15 protein-coding genes and 1 other annotated feature are annotated in these 16,761 nt (G+C 39.0%); of the genes, 6 read left to right on the top strand and 9 right to left on the bottom strand.

The window, feature by feature from the left end:
• Window positions 1–158: 158 nt before the first annotated feature.
• Window positions 159–542, bottom strand: coding sequence for a hypothetical protein (locus NSQ62_RS03120; RefSeq protein WP_341322469.1), 384 nt, complete (start codon window positions 540–542; stop codon window positions 159–161).
• 128 nt (window positions 543–670) lie between these two features.
• Between NSQ62_RS03120 and NSQ62_RS03115 the strand changes: the two genes are divergently transcribed.
• The 4 genes from NSQ62_RS03115 (at window position 671) to NSQ62_RS03100 (ending at window position 3,399) form a co-directional block, all read left to right on the top strand.
• On the top strand, window positions 671–1,258 hold the full coding sequence (locus NSQ62_RS03115) for a CYTH domain-containing protein (protein ID WP_341322468.1): 588 nt from the start codon (window positions 671–673) through the stop codon (window positions 1,256–1,258).
• Between the two features lie 8 nt (window positions 1,259–1,266).
• Window positions 1,267–2,043, top strand: a complete 777-nt coding sequence (locus tag NSQ62_RS03110; RefSeq protein ID WP_341322467.1) for a lytic transglycosylase domain-containing protein — start codon at window positions 1,267–1,269, stop codon at window positions 2,041–2,043.
• Window positions 2,044–2,197: 154 nt separating this feature from the next.
• The gene (locus NSQ62_RS03105) at window positions 2,198–2,596 is read left to right on the top strand and encodes a globin (RefSeq protein WP_341322466.1); all 399 of its coding nucleotides are present in this window, start codon (window positions 2,198–2,200) and stop codon (window positions 2,594–2,596) included.
• Window positions 2,593–3,399 carry a DsbA family protein gene (locus NSQ62_RS03100; RefSeq protein ID WP_341322465.1) on the top strand — a complete coding sequence of 269 codons (807 nt, stop codon included), beginning with the start codon at window positions 2,593–2,595 and terminating at the stop codon, window positions 3,397–3,399. The genes NSQ62_RS03105 and NSQ62_RS03100 overlap by 4 nt, the downstream gene beginning before the upstream one ends.
• Before the next feature lie 217 nt (window positions 3,400–3,616).
• Here the strand turns inward: NSQ62_RS03100 and NSQ62_RS03095 are convergent, their stop codons facing one another.
• The 5 genes from NSQ62_RS03095 to spxA form a co-directional block, all read right to left on the bottom strand.
• On the bottom strand, window positions 3,617–4,525 hold the full coding sequence (locus tag NSQ62_RS03095) for a copper amine oxidase N-terminal domain-containing protein (protein WP_341322464.1): 909 nt from the start codon (window positions 4,523–4,525) through the stop codon (window positions 3,617–3,619).
• Between the two features lie 478 nt (window positions 4,526–5,003).
• On the bottom strand, window positions 5,004–6,809 hold the full coding sequence (gene pepF, locus NSQ62_RS03090) for an oligoendopeptidase F (RefSeq protein WP_341322463.1): 1,806 nt from the start codon (window positions 6,807–6,809) through the stop codon (window positions 5,004–5,006).
• A 65-nt stretch (window positions 6,810–6,874) separates the two neighbouring features.
• On the bottom strand, window positions 6,875–8,002 hold the full coding sequence (locus NSQ62_RS03085; protein ID WP_341322462.1) for a competence protein CoiA family protein: 1,128 nt from the start codon (window positions 8,000–8,002) through the stop codon (window positions 6,875–6,877).
• Window positions 8,003–8,132: 130 nt separating this feature from the next.
• Entirely contained in the window at window positions 8,133–8,783 is a 651-nt protein-coding gene (gene mecA / locus NSQ62_RS03080; protein ID WP_341322461.1) for an adaptor protein MecA, read from the bottom strand.
• Window positions 8,784–9,163: 380 nt separating this feature from the next.
• Window positions 9,164–9,562, bottom strand: coding sequence for a transcriptional regulator SpxA (spxA, locus tag NSQ62_RS03075; RefSeq protein ID WP_008403575.1), 399 nt, complete (start codon window positions 9,560–9,562; stop codon window positions 9,164–9,166).
• Between the two features lie 463 nt (window positions 9,563–10,025).
• Window positions 10,026–10,252, top strand: a binding site (T-box leader).
• A gap of 84 nt (window positions 10,253–10,336) precedes the next feature.
• Here spxA and trpS point away from each other — a divergent pair.
• Window positions 10,337–11,326 (top strand): tryptophan--tRNA ligase, encoded by a 990-nt coding sequence (gene trpS, locus NSQ62_RS03070; RefSeq protein WP_341322460.1) that lies wholly within the window; start codon window positions 10,337–10,339, stop codon window positions 11,324–11,326.
• Between the two features lie 241 nt (window positions 11,327–11,567).
• Here trpS and fabF read toward each other — a convergent pair whose 3' ends face one another.
• Window positions 11,568–12,809, bottom strand: a complete 1,242-nt coding sequence (gene fabF / locus NSQ62_RS03065; protein ID WP_341322459.1) for a beta-ketoacyl-ACP synthase II — start codon at window positions 12,807–12,809, stop codon at window positions 11,568–11,570.
• Between the two features lie 30 nt (window positions 12,810–12,839).
• Window positions 12,840–13,775, bottom strand: a complete 936-nt coding sequence (locus NSQ62_RS03060; protein ID WP_341322458.1) for a beta-ketoacyl-ACP synthase III — start codon at window positions 13,773–13,775, stop codon at window positions 12,840–12,842.
• 342 nt (window positions 13,776–14,117) lie between these two features.
• Here NSQ62_RS03060 and NSQ62_RS03055 point away from each other — a divergent pair, with 342 nt between their 5' ends.
• A complete protein-coding gene (locus tag NSQ62_RS03055) occupies window positions 14,118–14,315 on the top strand; it encodes a YjzD family protein (protein WP_341322457.1) in 198 nt (65 codons plus the stop codon).
• A 165-nt stretch (window positions 14,316–14,480) separates the two neighbouring features.
• Here NSQ62_RS03055 and NSQ62_RS03050 read toward each other — a convergent pair whose 3' ends face one another.
• Window positions 14,481–16,610, bottom strand: a complete 2,130-nt coding sequence (locus NSQ62_RS03050) for an AAA family ATPase (RefSeq protein WP_341322456.1) — start codon at window positions 16,608–16,610, stop codon at window positions 14,481–14,483.
• Between the last annotated feature and the right edge of the window lie 151 nt (window positions 16,611–16,761).

Genomic DNA, 16,761 nt, shown 5'->3' with positions numbered 1-16,761 from the left:
CCTCCCAACTAAAATAGTAGCTCTCGTTCCCTACTATTTCACAACACGTTGCTTTACTCATTATACTTTATTTAGCCAAAAGAAAAACACATTTCACGCCAAATCGCATGAAATGATGGCTTTTCTTCTGACAGTTTCCTTTATGCAATCACAGTTTCTTATTTACCGAAAAAATCAGCAAACGTATTCTCAATGGCTTGCACAAAAACTTCTCCGTAGTTGCTATTACCTTCAATATTATAGAGCAGCGCCTTAAGCTCTTCTGTAAAATCGGTAAGCTCCAGTAGACCATCTTCTACTTTTAAAAAGGCCTTTTGATCCGATACAATCATATGTGCCAATTGCGACCAAATTGACTGACCAAAGCTTACATAATTATATGTATCATTTTCGTCGATTAGATAAAGAATGGCTTCATGATCTGAATCTGCCAATACCTGCCCAGTTGGCTGAAGTTGGCTAAGTTGTTTTGTTTCATTTAAAATAAAGTGAATTTCATTATGTACTACGTTAAATTGATCAATCAAATAGACGTTTCGCAATGGAATAGAGCTCCTTTATTAAAAACTTGTTTTGTTCATATTTTACCATAAAGAAAAACATTAATTAAACTGCATTTCCAGTTCACAACGATTCATTTTATAAATTTATTAGCAAAAGGGGTACGACCATGTCTCAACACATCGAAATTGAATTTAAAAACATGTTAACAAAAGCGCAGTATGAGCAAATGCTTCTAGATTTTGCGGTAACACCCGATCAAATTATTCGTCAGGTTAATCATTACTTCGATACGCCCGAGCTTCATTTAAAAACGATCAAAAGTGCACTGCGTATTCGTGAATTTGAACAGACGATTGAATGCACGCTTAAAGAAAAATCGTCGGAGCATCAGCATTTAGAAACAACTGACCTGCTAACACGCGACCAAGCCGATCAAATGCTTGCGGGGAATGGCATTGAAGCGCCACATGTGAAGGAACGTCTAGCACTTTTTGACATTCCGTTGAACAACTTACAGCGCTACGGAACCTTGACAACAGACCGCGTCGAGCTTCCCTATGAGGGCGGCTTACTCGTATTCGATCATTCTTTTTATTTGCACTGTGACGATTATGAGGTAGAATATGAAACAAATGATGAAACATTTGGAAAATCTGTGTTTCTTCAGTTTTTACAAAACTATAATATTGAGCCGAAAACTGCACCGAAAAAAATCGTGCGCTTTATGACGGCTTTAAATAGTCAGAAAGGATAGGTGCTTTCATGGATATTTCATCAATGAAAACATTATTAGAGCTACAGGCACTGCAGAACTTAAACACGTCCGATAGTTCAAGTTCAACGATGTCATCATCAAACTCTACATTATTTTCTGAATTACTTGGTGATTTATTAAATGGTCAAGGTCTTGGTACATCAAGCTCATTGAATGAACTTGGTGATGTCAGCTCATTACAACAACTTATGAATTCATTACAAGGCGATGCATCTGCTACTTCAGCGAATGCGACTACCTATATTTCTTCATTTTTATTTAATAACAGTGGCCAAGTCGCGCCAAATGCAATCAGTAGCATGACAGGACAAACAACGAACAAAACGCTTGATGACTATACAAAAGATTACACAGGCAAAACTTCTTACGAAAACATTCTTGCCGGTGCTGAAAAATACAGTTCAGAAATTAAAAAAGCTGCACAAACATATGATGTGCCTGAAAAGCTCATTGCGGCCGTGATGAAACAAGAATCGAATTTCAATTCTTCTGTCGTCAGCTCAGCTGGTGCATCTGGTTTAATGCAATTAATGCCTACAACCGCTAGCTATTTAGGTGTAGAGGACCGCTTCGACCCCCAGCAAAATATTATGGGTGGCGCGAAATATTTACGCCAAATGTTGGACAAGTTCGATAATAATATCGAAACCGCACTTGCTGCTTATAACGCAGGGCCTGGTAACGTAAATAAATACGGTGGCATCCCGCCATTTACAGAAACACAGAACTATGTAAAAAACGTGTTAAATTACTTTAATGCTTAAGGAAAGCGCCCTTCAAAATATTTTGTAGGGCACTTTATTTGTTAAAACTGCTTTACGTTGCTAGAATAATTGTATCGCCCAAATGAAACATTCATTACATAAATGGGTTATCATTGATAATATGGACGAAGTAAGACACAAAGGAGTACAACAAATGAATCGAAAATATACGGTTCCTTATGAGGAAATCGGCGCTGAAAAGCTTTCTGAATTAATGAATGCGTTCTACTCTCGAGTGGCGAAGCACCCTTTACTAATTCCCATTTTCCCTAAAGATTTTTCTGAAACAATTCGTAAACAGATTCAATTTCAAACGCAGTATCTTGGCGGACCAGACCTCTATACCGAAGAGCATGGTCATCCCATGATGCGTGCGAGACATATGCATTTTAAAATTACACCCGATCGTGCTCAAGCATGGCTAGAATGTATGGCAGAAGCAATGGACGAGGTTGGATTAGACGGGAAATTCCGTGAAGTCTATTACAAACGCCTTGTCATGACTGCTCACCATATGGTAAATGCGCCGAATGATGAGGAGGGATTTGAGTGAATAATGTCCAAGTTTTACAGCAACCTGTAGCACCTTCTACATGTAATAAACCGATTGAACTTTACATTTTCATTGACCCACTTGATGAACGCGCACACGCAATGCAATTAACATTGCGTAGGCTTCAAGTAGAGTATGGTCACTATTTTACATGTCGTTATGTCCTAAGTACGGAATTATCATCACTTAACTGTATGACAAACCGTATGAAGGGCTGTGTTTCCGGAGCCGAATTGGATATTACCCATCCCGCACTCCCGTCTATTGCGATTAAAGCAGCAGAGCTTCAAGGGAAACGTGCTGGATTCCGCTATTTAAACAAAGTACAAGAAGTGGCAAAGCTAAAAGTACGCAACATTAACTCCCATGCAACTTTAATCGAAATTGCACAGCATGCTGATTTAGATATGAATGAATTTATGATCGACTTTGGCTCAAAAGAAGCAGCCCGCTCGTTCCAAAGTGATTTATATTTAACACGCGAAATGGAAGTCGAAGAAGTACCAAGTATCGTCTTTTTCAATGAGTGCATTGAGGATGAGGGCTTAAAAGTAAGTGGTTCGTATCAATATGAGGTATATGAACATATTTTAGCGGAGCTGTTAGGTGAAGAATTAATTCGTGAACCTGCTCCGTCACTAGATGATTTATTTACTCGATTTACAACATTAACGACAACTGAAGTAGCTGAGATCTATTCAATCAATGAGCAAGCTGCTGAACGCGAGCTCAAAAAGCGTATGCTCCAGCAAAAAGTCGAGCGCCTCATGACTGACGACGTCACACTTTGGCGCGCAAAATAGCACAGCGTTACAAAATTCTCGCACTTATCCTAATATTTCTAACCAGCCTGCATTTGTAGGTTGGTTTTTTTATTCTTGAAATCCCAAAAACCTCTCAAGCCCCTTTCAATTTTATTTGGTGCTCAAAATTTCCTTGTAAGCATTGTCCAATAGAAACTAAAAAAGATGGCTTCTGCATAATACAGAAACCATCATATAAATCCATACTGCATCACTCTTAAAAATTCACTACAGAATATGTTTTAAACGAAAATTGTGGTAGAGGCATCGAATATCCTGCATCTGAATCGACCTCTTGTACTGCTTCAAAATAGATTTTATAACTTCCTAAATCGTAAGTAATAAATATTTTACCTGGAATCGTATCATAACCTCGTTCAAAATTAGAACCAAAAACTGCTTTTATTTGCTCAAATGAGTATGCCTTTGATAATTGTGCGGTAAGATTGTAGATTGTTGTCTTACTATCGTAAGTTGAGTACGTCCCTTCCCCATCTTCAAGGCCCATATAATATGCTGTGAAATCCTTATATTCTAAAGTGTAATATTCTCTCATACCATCACCAGATGTTTTACCATAAGTATTTACTACTTTTTGAACCGTATCCCCAACCTTGATGTTCGTTGACTGAGGTGTTGTTCCCTTTAATGCATGACTTTTAATTGTTTGTAGTTCCGATTGCTTTTGCTGACTAGCTGCCTGCACTAACACCTTAATTTTTTGCCCTTGATAATTAATTAGCGCATAGCTATTTTCTTTGTTCCATTCCACTTTCGCACCTAAAGTTTCACTAATAAAGCGAACTGGCACCATTGTTGAACTATTAATTAATTTTGCAGGAACATCTATTGTTTTTTTCGTACCATTTACTTTTACTGTTTTTGAGTTTATTGTTAATTCAATTTTCGTATTCCCTTTTTCCGCAGTAACAGTACTTGTTTTTGCGTTCCACTTTACTTCTGCACCAAGGCTTTCAAAAAGGCTTCTTAGTGGTAATAAAGTTCTTCCTTCGATAATTTGCCCGCCAGTAAGCGTTTTAGTACTTTCTGCTGCAAATGAAGTGCTAGGAACAATTAGCACGAATGCTAATAGAGCACCCAATAAAATAGTCATCTTTTTTCTCATAAAATCCTCCAAGTATAAAATAGTATTTATTGGAAATTATAACATCGTACTGTTAACTACATCAACTTGGTATTTTAAAAAAACAAAAGAGGCGCCCCTATCCTCGACAGATAGTGCGCCTCTTTTTCACAAAGGGGATGGGAGAAATGTTCACGTTCAAACAAAGGGGTGTATGTTTGTTATGTGATTTATTTCACGTTTATTACTCTATCACGGAATAATAATTGATGCAACGAAACAAGCCTTTTTTCACAAATTCGTCATATAGTAAGCGTTTCCATAGAAATGAAAATGTTTTACTAAGATTTTAACAGTCAATAGGTAGCTAAACTCTACAAAGCATTGATATGAGGGACTCCGTAAAAAACCTAATTACAATCCTCTTTTTTCAAAACCTAAACAACAAGAGCTAAAACAATAAAATATCCACTTAAATAAGCAAAAAACGCACCTAAAAGAGATGCGTTTTCAAAAGCAATTAATTATTCAATAATAACTTTTCAAGCTCAGCTAATTTTTCTTCGAATACTTGGCAAGCAAGTGCGATTGGTTCTGGAGATTCCATATCTACGCCTGCTGCTCTTAATACTTCAATTGGGAAGTCCGAGCATCCTGCTTTCAAGAAATTGTTAATGTAACGATCGACAGCTGGTTGACCCTCTTCTAAAATTTGCTTCGATAAAGCCGTTGCCGCTGATTGACCTGTTGCATATTGGTAAACGTAATAGTTGTAGTAGAAATGCGGTATACGTGCCCATTCTAACCCGATTTCTTCATCTACCTTCATAGCGTCACCGAAGTATTTTTTATTTAAATCATAGTAAACAGTCGTTAATTTATCCGCTGTGATTGCTTCGCCTTTTGCATCCATTTCGTGAATCATATGCTCGAACTCAGCAAACATTGTTTGACGGAATACTGTACCGCGGAAGCCATCTAACCATTGATTTAATAAATAGATTTTTTGTTTTTCATCATCTAATGTGTTCATTAAATGATCGAATAATAATTCTTCGTTACATGTAGACGCTACCTCTGCTACGAAGATTGAGTAATCCGCATATTGGTACGGCTGGTTAGCACGTGAATAATAGCTGTGCATCGAGTGTCCAAATTCATGCGCTAATGTATATAGGTTGTTGACGTTATTTTGCCAGTTCATTAATACGTATGGGTTTGTCCCAAATGTACCTGAAGAGTAAGCACCGCTACGTTTCCCTTTGTTTTCTAATACGTCTACCCAGCGGCTGTCTAAGCCTTTTTGAACAGTGTCTTGATATTCCTTACCAAGTGGCGCGAAGCTTTCTACCATTGTTTTCTTTGCTTCATCATACGTTACTTCCATTTTCACTTCTTTAACAAGTGGCGTGAATAGATCGTACATGTGCAATTCATCAACACCTAACACTTTTTTACGTAATTCCACGTAACGGTGTAGCGCTGGTAAGTAGTCGTGAATCGTTGAAATTAATTGATCGTACACTTTTTCTGGAATGAAGTTATTGCTCAGTGCCGCATGACGCGCTGAATCGTAGTTACGGATTTTCGCGTTGGCATTTTGTGCCTTTACATTACCCGAAAGCGTCGCTGCGAAGGTGTTTTTAAATTGGCCGTAAGTTGCGTACACCGCTTTGAATGCCGCTTCGCGTACTTCACGGTTATCACTTTCAAGCATCAAAATATAGTTACCATGCGTAAGTTGCACTTCTTCGCCGTCTTCACCCTTAATTTTAGGGAATTCTAAATCGGCATTATTTAATGCACTAAATGTTGTACTTGCTGAAGACGATACTTCCGACATTTGTGCTAGTAGCTCTTCTTTATCCGCAGATAATACATGCGGACGACCTAAGTTAATTTCTTTTAAGCTTTGTTTGAATTGCTCAAGTGGCTCATAGCTTTCTACATAGCTTGTTAACGTTGCTTCATCTAAACCTAACACTTCCGGAATAATGAACGACCATGTTGCACCTACTTTAGAAGCAACTGAACGTACACGCCCGTCTAAATCCTGATACATACTATTCGTCGTATCTTGGTCGTGTTTTAAATGTGAATACACATATAATTTACGAAGGCGCTCAAATAATTGATTGCTAAATTGAATTGTTTTATATAAGCTTTCCGCGCTTTCTGCAACTTTGCCTTTAAAGTTAGCTGCTTGTTCTGATAGCTTTTCTACGTCTTTTAATTCCGCTTCCCAAGCTGCATCGGACTCAAAAATTGATGTTAAGTCCCATGTTAAATGCTCTGGTACTTCTGAACGCGTGATTTGTTTTGTCATTAGTAATTTCCCCCTACCCTTACTATTCCGAAATTCGAAATTATAAGTCTATTTAAACAATTTAACTATCCAATTGCAACCAATTCGTCATAGAGGACATCAATTAATTGCTTTTTTTCGATTTTTTCGTGGACATGCTGAATATTTAATTGCTTTAACAACTTTAAATAATACGCCACTTCCTCATTCCGCTCAACGGTCGCTTTTAGTTTCGCCCACTGCAAAAAATAATCAATCGCATTTGTATTCATCGACTGTGGCGTTAATGCATGACACTTCAAAAAATAAAATAGCTGTACTTGCCATTCTATGCAATAGTCATCAAAAGCATTCGTATTTTTTACGGGAATACCAAGAAAAATCGGCAAATTGGTAGTCGTTAGCTTAAGTTCATAAATAGCCCGTAAAAAGGGATCCTTCACACCTCGCTTACTAAGGAGTAGACGCGGGGGCAAATAGCTTTCACGGAAATATAGGAGTTTTGTGAATAGGAATTCAAATTTAGTACGAGAAATTTTTGTTGGAATTAACAATGGAAAGCGTTGGTTCGCTAGTGGGATGCAATTAATAGATGCCAAATATTGCGTTTTGTGTACATGCAGTAAGTTGCTGTAATAATAGAAAGTTTTACTCGCCACATCATACGTGATTAAATAACGCTGGCCATTATTTTGCATCATGTACTGCGCGAGTGTATGATTCAAGGTGATTTTTTGAATGCCGAGTCCATTCTTTTTCCGTTGCGGCGTATGGAGTATCCAAATAGGTGTAATCTTGGCACGGATATAGCCAAGAGTTCGCTCCAGGAAAATTTCTGGCTGTAAATTACTGCACTGAAATTCAATTGCGAATTGGCGATTGACGTATTCAATTAGTAGATCTGGACGTTGTTTGATTTGCGGGAGGTAAGGTTCTAATTGCGGGGACAGTGCTAAACGTTCGAAAAACTCATACAAATGCTGTTTGCCTAAAAGATGTGTTTGTGATTCTCGCTCCGAAAACAGCGCCTCGCAGTCACTTTGCTGAAAATGCGAAAAATGCGGAATCCGAATTTGTCCGATTTTTAATTGCAGGGGCTCCTGACATTGTGGACAGAAAAATTGTTGCTGTTGCCGAAGTCGCTGTAATTCTTCTCGTGAAAATTGTCGATGCAATTGCACGAGCTCTTTTTGTTCATTATGCGCAACTAACATGGATTTCACCTCTTTTAACTAATCGTAGCGAGTGTCCCGCGCACAATCAACTTACAACAAGTAACTCTTGGAAAACTGTCGATTTCAAAGCACGAAAAAAGACTACCTAAAATTCAGGTAGCCTTGTATGTTAGAAATAACTTATAATCGTTTCGAAACAGTCTTCTGGAATGATTTTTTCCGCGTATTCCTCTAAACGGTGAACGGTCATTTTTGAAGCTGCTAAATATTCACTACATAAGGCAATGACATTACGTGCCTCAGCTTGCTCTAAATGCTGTAAATCGACAAATAAATAATAGTAGTCATCCCATTTATAAAGCGCTGATGGTACATCAATCTGAGCTGCGCGCTCGGCCAGTGGTAATAATTCATCGATATCTTTAAAGCGGAAGCGTGCATTTTCAAGCACTTCTTCTTCTTTGCTTGCCTTACCACCAATTGCGTTGAAAATCGATTCTTCCATTTCATTTAACTGATCTGCTATATGAAGGTCATCCTCAAACGAACCAATCATCGATGAAGTTTCAGAGTCATTGTTGACCGCTGCACGTGTGACAACCACTTCCAAACCACTTTCTGATGCATTAATATGAATCCAAATTGGACCATCTAAATCGAAGTAATCATCTGTATTAACTTCGCCAATGACATCCCAAAAAAGTTCTTCCCCTTTTGCGCGATTGTACCAAATCTCTTCACGCGTATATCCGCGATCCTCGATATCACTATACGTAATAAATAATTTTAACGTATTATCATTAATGCGTTCGATGTCCATTAGACCTCAACTCCCTTCACAGTCATTGTATAGAACGTCATGATTCCTTACAATATTATACAACACGGAAATCTATTGCATCATAACTTTATTACTTTTTCATACATGAAAGTAACTATAAATCTATTGTATGATGGAATGCTTTAAAATGAAAAGAAAAAACATTATCCACAATAAATATTTCGAATAATTGCAATTGTATTGTACTTATTGCTTTAATTCAAGTAACAAACTTGCTTAACTTTAGTATACGTAAAAATGATTAAAGTATTTGGACATTTGACAATAATAAACGCGCTAAAGTGCCCTTTTAGTCTGGACAATAAAAAAAGATGTTACAATCGCTTATTCGCAGCCGTAACATCAGAAATCGCGCTTATTTAGTTAACCATGCGTTGTGCTTCCTGTAACTGATACGCTCTTACTTTACGAGGTAAGAATCGACGAATTTCATCTTCGTTATAACCAACTTGAAGTCGTTTTTCATCTAAAATGATTGGACGACGTAACAGACCTGGATATTCTTGAATTAATTCGTATAAACGTTGTAATGGTAATGTTTCAACATCAACGTTTAATTTTTGGAAGATTTTCGAACGCGTTGAGATGATCTCGTCTGTGCCATCTTCTGTCATTCGTAAAATTTCTTTAATTTCGCTAATTGTTAAAGGTTCTGAGAAAATATTGCGCTCAGTATATGGAATGTCATGCTCCTCTAACCATGCTTTCGCTTTGCGACATGAAGTACAACTTGGTGAAGTAAATAATGTTACTAACATTGATCTCACTTCCTCTCTAATTGATTCAATTCAATTGCTATAAGTGTCTTCTTTAATAAGAAGCAGAATGTATAAATAAATACTTAGTTTAGAATTAATTTAATTTAAGATTCTCTTCTTATTATACATGAATTACGCATGTTTGAATACACTTTGTCAATAAATAAATGGGGTTTAGCCGCAATAAATATGACATTTTTATCTCGAAAATACAAGTATTCCTTTTCAATCGATCATAACTAATAATTACCCAGAAAATTCTAGACCGAAACGTCTACTAAAAAGATAATCATTCTCATTTAAAAATATTAATTGAGAAAATAGTTGGACAATTTCACATAAAATGCATGCATTTAGACGGATTCCTACTACTCTTCCCATTTTGTCCTCTTTTTATTCGAAAATTTTATGTAAAATGATTGCGTTTATTTCGTCAGTTGCGATATAATCACTTTCAAGATTAAGAAAAACGTTGACGAAGAGTAGTACATTTAAATCCGATGTTAAGAGAGTCTGTGGTTGGTGCAAACAGATCATCGGTTAAATGGAATGGACTTCCGAGTTAGCCTTACGAACGGACATTTACAAGTGGTTCCAGTAGTTTTGCTCGTCGCCTTCACGTTACGAAGAAGAGTGGCCAAATTGGCAAGCTGGGTGGTACCGCGGATTCTAACATCATTCGTCCCTTCTATTATTTAATAATAGAGGACGCATGATGTTTTTTTGTTCTTTAGTTTCACTAAATAACAAAATATCTATAAGGGGGACTTACCTATGACAACTATTTTTTCTGGCGTACAGCCAACAGGTACCATTACATTAGGGAACTATATCGGCGCGATTAAGCAATTCCCAGAACTACAAGAACAAGGCGATGCGATTTACTGTATCGTTGACCAGCACGCGATTACGGTGCCACAAGACCGTTTAGAGCTACGCAAAAACATCCGCTCATTAGCTGCCATGTATATCGCATGTGGTATTGATCCGAAAAAATCAACATTATTCATCCAATCGGAAGTACCAGCTCACGCGCAGGCAGGATGGATGTTACAATGTGTTGCGTCAATCGGAGAATTAGAGCGCATGACACAATTCAAAGATAAATCAGACGGCAAAGAGTCTGTTTCAGCAGCACTATTAACGTACCCACCATTAATGGCGGCGGATATTATTTTATACAACACCGATATCGTGCCAGTTGGCGATGACCAAAAGCAACATATCGAATTAACACGCGATTTAGCAGAGCGTTTCAACAAGCGCTACAATGATGTGTTAACGATTCCAGACATTCACACACCAAAAGAAGGCGCGCGTATTAAATCATTACAAGAACCTACAAAAAAAATGTCAAAATCAGATACAAACACAAAAGCGACAATCCGCTTACTCGATACACCGAAAGAAATCGAAAAGAAAATCAAATCAGCTGTAACCGATTCTGAAGGCATCGTGAAATTTGACGTAGAAAACAAACCAGGCGTTTCGAACTTATTAACAATCGAATCTGCTTTATCAGGCGCTTCTATTGCAGCATTAGAAGCGAAGTATGAAGGGAAAGGCTATGGCGACTTTAAAGCAGGCGTTGCACAAGCCGTTGTCGAGCACTTAACACCCATTCAAGAGCGCTACTACGCATTAATCGATTCTCCAGAATTAGACGATATTTTAGATGAAGGTGCCGAAAAAGCAAACGCCATCGCGTCGAAAACACTTAAGAAAATGGAGAACGCGATGGGCTTAGGCCGTAAACGACGCTAAACATCCCAATGAGTGCCCCGAGCGCTAAATAGAGCTCGGCCCCATGTACAATGTATAGCAGCACAGCATTCCAGGAATAGCCAAGCGTGCGGTAATTTAAATACAAAATCATATTGCTTACAGACATGACACATAGCCCGTAGCAAAATAAAAAAAGTACAAAGCGGGTCAAAAACACCATCCTTTGTACACGATACGAAAAACGAACGCAGCTTAGACTTGGCCGCGTTCGTTTTTTTGATTATCCGTTATATTTTTTAAATAATAAACAAGCGTTATGTCCACCAAAGCCAAGCGAATTACTTAGTGCATAGTCGATATCGGCTTTACGCGCTACATTCGGTACATAATCTAAATCGCATTCTGGATCTTGCTCTTGTATATTCGTTGTTGGTGGTAGAATTCCTTCTTTTAATGCTAACACTGAAAAGATCGCTTCAATCCCACCCGCTGCACCAAGTAAATGCCCGGTCATGCTTTTCGTTGAGCTCATCGCTAATTTATAAGCATGATCACCAAATACCGTTTTCACAGCCTGCGTTTCAAATAAATCATTATACGGTGTACTTGTACCGTGTGCGTTAATATAACCTACTTTTTCAGGTAGCACGCCTGCATCGTTTAACGCCATTTGCATCGCACGTGCCGCTCCTTCGCCGTTTGGTGCTGGCGCTGTAATATGATGTGCATCGGCTGTTGCCCCGTAGCCAACGATTTCTGCATAAATTTTCGCCCCGCGACGCTTTGCATGCTCGTATTCTTCTAAAATTAAAATCCCTGAGCCTTCCCCAATTACAAAACCATCTCGATTTTTATCGAATGGACGTGACGCACTATTCACATCTGGATTTAATGAAAGTGCTGTATTCGCACAAAAGCCTGCTACTGCCATCGTCACAATCGGTGCCTCTGCCCCACCCGTAATCATGACATCCGCATCACCACGCTCAATCACTTTAAACGCATCACCAATCGAGTTTGTTCCTGACGCACAAGCCGTTACCGAGCATGAGTTCACGCCTTTTGCACCTAAATAAATCGACACCTGACCTGATGCCATATCCGGAATCATCATCGGTACAAAGAACGGACTCACACGACGTACCCCGCGCTCTTGGAACGTTAAAAATTGCTGTTCATGCGTTTCCATCCCGCCAATACCCGAACCAATCCACACCCCAACACGCGGTGCCATTTCTTCGGTAATTGTTAAATCCGCATCCTTTGCCGCCATCATCGAAGCTGCAAGCGCATAATGCGTAAAGCGATCCATTTTACGCGCTTCTTTTTTCTCGATATATTCTTCTATTTGAAAGTCCTTCACTTCTGCCGCAACCGATACGGGGAATTTACTCGTATCGACACGTGTCATTGGACCAATACCTGATTTACCCGCAATCACATTTTCCCATGAAGCTTCCGCGCTATTTCCTACAGGAGTAACAGCCCCAATTCCTGTTACGACGACTCTACGTTTTTCCATGTTGAACACCCTTTTCTTCTCTGATTTGATTTATTTCCCCCATTTGATTGCGAGTGCACCCCAAGTTAACCCGCCACCAAATCCAACTAGTACGACGATATCATCATCTTTAATTTTCCCCTCTTGTAAATCATCCACAATCGAAATTCCAATCGATGCGGCAGAGGTATTTCCATATTTATGAATGGTTTTCGACATTTTCTCTTCCGGTAAACCGAGTCGTTCACGCGCCGCTTCCATAATGCGAATATTGGCCTGATGCGGCACTAAATAATCGCAATCATCCTTTGTTAAGCCCGCTTTTTCTAATACATTCACAGCAGACTCACCCATTTGACGCACCGCAAATTTAAACACTTCACGGCCATTCATGAAAATATGATTTTGGCTGTTTAGATAGAGATGCTTACCACCCGTTCCGTCCGCGCCGAGCTCAAACGATAAAATGCCACGCCCCTCTGAAACCTTCCCAATAACCGCCGCACTTGCTCCGTCTCCGAACAACACCGCCGTATTGCGATCAGTCCAATCAACAATTTTCGATAACTTTTCAACACCTACTACTAATATATAATCATAGCTATTACTCTCAATAAACTGTTTGGCAATCGTCGTTGCATAAATAAAACCCGAGCACGCCGCTGAAATATCCATCGCTGCACAGCCTGTTATGCCTAAACGCTCTTGAATTTGGCATGCTACACTCGGAAAGTTCTGATCCTGTGTTACGGTAGCAACGAGAATCATGCCAATCTGTTGTGGCGTAATTCCAGCATTTTCAATAGCCTGTTTAGCTGCATTATAGGCTAAGTCAGATGTTTCTTCCGTCTCTGCAATATGGCGATTTTCAATGCCTGTTCGTGTACGAATCCATTCATCCGATGTTTCAAAAACCTTTTCATAATCTGCATTACTCACACGTTTTGGTGGAATGTACTTACTTATCCCGATAATTCCTGCGTTCAAATAAACGCCCCCTTTGTGAAAAATCCCCTTTTAATCATTACTAATTATTAGTAGTTGGTACTAATTATAGAGGATAAAAAAGAGAAACTCAACTGTAGATTTTTTTATTATTGTAAAAATTCTATTTTTCTATTTCTAAATATGTATTTAGTCACCTAAATTCCTAATCCACTTTCGCCCGTTTTTCAATGATTTTCCTTGTTTTCTAAATGCGTTCTAAAATATTTTGACAACTTCATTAAATATTGCATTCCCTCTTTTATTTTCCTAAGGGCTTATGGTATGATATTGAAGATGTAATTTCATAAAATCGTTATAAATAAGTTCAATGAGGTGAATTTAATGCAATATATTATTACGTTCTTTTGGTCATTCCTATTAGTAACAATGTTAAACTACGTAGTAAGCTCAGTTTTAGGCGTAAACTTCGACTTTATGAATGGCTTAATCGTTTCTTTAGTATTCAGCGTATTAGTAATTATTATCGCTGCAGTAATTCCAAACGAATCTACTCCAGAAGTAGAAGCAGAACACCACTAATTGTAATAAGGGGCTGTCCAGTATATACTACCGGGCAGCCCCTTGTTAATTGTCAAAACGCAAATAAAATCAAAATCCCACAAGTATCCCATTTTCATTCCATGCTTCATAAAAAAAACACAGCCCCTACACGCATTTTTCCGCATACAAGCTGTGCCTTTCCAATTATCCTTTTCGAATCACTAATCCATCATTGTCTAACGAAATCTCAAGCGTACCACCTGCAACAATTTCGCCTTTTAATAGTTCTCGCGCAACAATCGTTTCTAAATGACGCTGTACGAAGCGTTTTAATGGACGTGCCCCAAATTGTGGATCAATTCCGTGCTTCACAACCCAGTCTACTACTGCGTCATCCACATGTAACGTAATCTCTTGCTCAGCCACACGAGCTTGTAGCTGATGAACATATTTCCAAGCAATCGCATGGAAGTGTTCATTTGATAATGCGTGGAACATGATAATATCATCCATACGGTTAAGTAGTTCTGGCTTGAAGTGCTGACGTAATGCCATTTGTACAAGCTCTTCAGACTCTGGTGTTTGCTCTAATAAATACTGTGAACCAATATTCGACGTTAAAATAACTACCGTATTCGTAAAGTTGACCATACGTCCTTGACTATCGGTAATGCGGCCATCATCCAACACTTGCAGTAAAATATTCGCGACATCTGGATGCGCTTTTTCAATTTCATCTAACAGCACAACCGAATACGGATTACGACGAACTGCTTCTGTTAGCTGACCGCCCTCTTCATAGCCGATATACCCCGGAGGTGCTCCAACTAAGCGCGATACCGAATGCTTCTCCATGTATTCACTCATATCAATACGAATGAAATGCTCTTCTGAATCAAATAGCTGCGCGGCTAATGCTTTTGCTAACTCAGTTTTACCAACACCTGTTGGCCCTAAGAACAAGAAGCTGCCGATTGGTTTGTTCGGATCTTTAATGCCTGAACGCGCGCGCCATACTGCTTCTGTTACATACGTTACCGCGTCATCTTGCCCAACAACACGCTCATGCAATGTATCTTTTAAGCGCAGTAATTTTTCACGCTCGCCCTCGACTAATTTTGTTACTGGAATACCTGTCCAGCGCGAAATGATTTTGGCAATTTCCTCTTCCGTAACTTCTTCTCGTAGCATACGATTGCCTTCTGTTTCTTTTAGCTGTGCCTCCAGTTTGGCTACTTCTTCTTCAAGCTTTGGAATTTTACTATATTGCAGCTCCGAAGCGCGTGCAAAGTTGCTACCTGATAAATACAGATCATCGCGCTCGGCTTCTAATTTTTTCAGTTCATCTTTTTTGTCACGCACAATTTGTAAGCCGTTTTTCTCGAGCTCCCATTGTTCTTTCATTGCTTTCATCGTTGCTTCTACCGTTTCGATTTCGCCCGATAAAATTTCAAGACGTTTTTTACTTGCCGCGTCCTTTTCTTTTTTCAGTGCCTGCTGCTCAATTTTTAACTGGGTTAAACGACGTGTCGATTGGTCAAGCTCTTGTGGCATCGAATCAATTTCTATGCGAATCATCGCACATGCCTCGTCGATTAAATCAATCGCTTTGTCTGGTAAGAAACGATCTGTTATATAACGGTCGGCTAGCTGTGCTGCTGCAATGATCGCGCGGTCGTGAATACGTACACCGCGGTGATGCTCCTCGAAGCGATCTTTAATGCCACGTAAAATCGATACCGTATCTTCAATCGACGGTTCGCGCACTAATACTTGTTGGAAACGACGCTCTAACGCTGGATCCTTTTCGATATACATGCGGTACTCGTCTAATGTTGTGGCACCGATACAATGCAGCTCACCACGCGCAAGCATTGGCTTGAGCATATTTCCTGCATCCATTGCGCCGTCTGATTTCCCAGCACCAACAATCGTATGAATTTCATCGATGAATAAAATAATGCGCCCTTCTGCTTCTTTCACTTGCTTTAATACCGACTTTAAACGCTCCTCGAATTGACCACGATACGAAGCCCCTGCGATTAATGCGCTCATATCTAATTCATAAAGCTCAGCATCCTTTAAACCTTCTGGTACATCACGGCGCACAATACGCTGTGCAAGGCCTTCAACGATTGCGGTTTTACCTACACCTGGCTCACCGATTAACACCGGATTATTTTTCGTTTTACGCGATAAAATACGAATCACATTGCGAATTTCTTCGTCACGGCCAATAACTGGATCCATTTTGCCGTTCTTTACTTGTTCAATTAAATTTCGCCCAAATTGTTCTAATGGCGGACGATTATCCTGTGTTTGATTAAATTGCATATACTACACCCCTTTAAAAGTTTGACCTTTATTGACTAATTTGATTATAGGTCAAAATTAGTCAAACTTCAAATAAATACACTCAATGTTCAACGAATTTTTTCCATAAATTATGGTATGATAAATTCAATTATAATGGGAATTATTTGTA

The sequence above is a fragment of the Solibacillus sp. FSL H8-0523 genome, from assembly GCF_038051985.1.
Classification (GTDB): domain Bacteria; phylum Bacillota; class Bacilli; order Bacillales_A; family Planococcaceae; genus Solibacillus.
Note: the sequence above shows the minus strand (reverse complement) of the source record. Positions and strands in the feature narration are given on the sequence as shown.